We start from the raw sequence: 1553 nt of genomic DNA on the forward strand, positions 1-1553 counted from the left end.
AGTTCGCCCATCCCTGCAGCGACCTGTTGAGGCGTAGCAGCACCTCGTCCAGGCCGAGATACAGGGTTGATCTGCTCTTGGTGAGTTCGCGTGTCCGGTCCCGGATCGACCGCGTCGCCTTGGCCGATGGGAACGTGAACACGTAGGTCTTCGACGTGCCTCGCTTGCGCCGTCTGATGATGGTGTGGCCGAGGAAATCGAAGCCCTCATCGATGTGCACCACGCGGGTCTTGTCCGGTGCCAGGCGTAGCCCCAGTGGAGCTACCACCTGTGCCACCTCGTGCAGCAGCGCTTGGGCGTGGTGACGTTCGCCTTTGACGACCAGGACGAAGTCGTCGGCGTACCGGATGAGCCGGTAGGTTGCGCCACCACGTTTGCGCAGCCGGCGCCGATGGTTGCCGTCGCCCATCGCCGCCCACGCGCGAGCGTAATGCTCGTCCAGGACGGTCAAGGCGATGTTGGCCAGCAGCGGCGACAAGATCCCGCCCTGCGGAGTGCCGGTGGGTGTGTCCTTGCGGTCACCGGCTCGGGTCATCACGCCGGCCTTCAAGAACGACTTGACCAGCGCTAGCACTTTCTTGTCTTTGATCCTGATCCGTACCCGGTCCAGCAACGCCGTGTGGTCGATCTCGTCGAAACACGCGGCGATGTCGGCCTCCACGATCCACTCGTAGTCGCGTGGTCGTGAGGTCAGGGCATGGATCTCCGCGATGGCGTCATGCGCCCGCCGGTTCGGACGGAACCCGTACGAGCACGGCAGGAAATCCGCCTCGAAGATCGGTTCCAGGACAAGCTTGAGCGCCGCCTGCACCACCCGGTCGGTGACGGTCGGGATGCCCAGCTTCCGCAGTTTCCCGGACGCTTTCGGAATCATCACCTGCCGCACCTCGACCGGCCGGAACTGCCCAGATCTCAGCAGGTCCCTGATGTGGCCCAGGAATACGTGTACTCCGACCCGGTTGACGATGTAGGCCACGGTGGCCCGATCGACACCGGGTGTGCGCGCCCCCGCGTTGGTACTGACCCGCTGCCAGGCAACGGTCAGAAACGCCGGATCGCACACCAGGTTGAACAGATCATGAAACCGGCGGAAGCGATCCGCTCCCGCCCAGTGATGCAGCTTGACCTGCATCTTCCGTACCGACAGGCCAGCCTCGGACTCGCTCGGCCAGTCGACGCCGGTGTTCACCGGCGTGTCTTCGGACATTGCAGCGTTCTCCCTGTCTGACCCACTGCCGCCCTTCCCCACGTACCGGGCTTTCCCCGGCTCCGAGTACTACGACGGCTCCGCCCCGCGCACGCCCTTGAGCAGGCGACGTACCAATCCACCCCGATCCGCCCTGGCCGGACGGCCGCCGTGGAACGCGACGTGCACGGTTCCCACGTTCACAGACTTCCGGTCGACGGGGTCGGCACCCGGCTGTACCCCTGCGGCATCGTCACGACTACGCCGTAGACCTTCACCGTGACCTCCCAGATCAGCAATCAAGAACCTTCCAGGAGTTCCCCGACCATCCACACGCGACAGCCAGGTGCGCACCGCACACCAGCCC

1 protein-coding gene is annotated in these 1553 nt (G+C 65.0%); it reads right to left on the reverse strand.

Annotation, left to right across the window (positions count from 1 at the left end; genetic code table 11):
- On the reverse strand, positions 1-1207 hold a 1207-nt coding region (ltrA, locus tag AB0I41_RS35155), incomplete at its 3' end, for a group II intron reverse transcriptase/maturase (protein WP_357115795.1).
- Between the last annotated feature and the right edge of the window lie 346 nt (positions 1208-1553).

This window comes from Micromonospora sp. NPDC050200, from assembly GCF_040656135.1.
Classification (GTDB): Bacteria; Actinomycetota; Actinomycetes; order Mycobacteriales; family Micromonosporaceae; genus Micromonospora.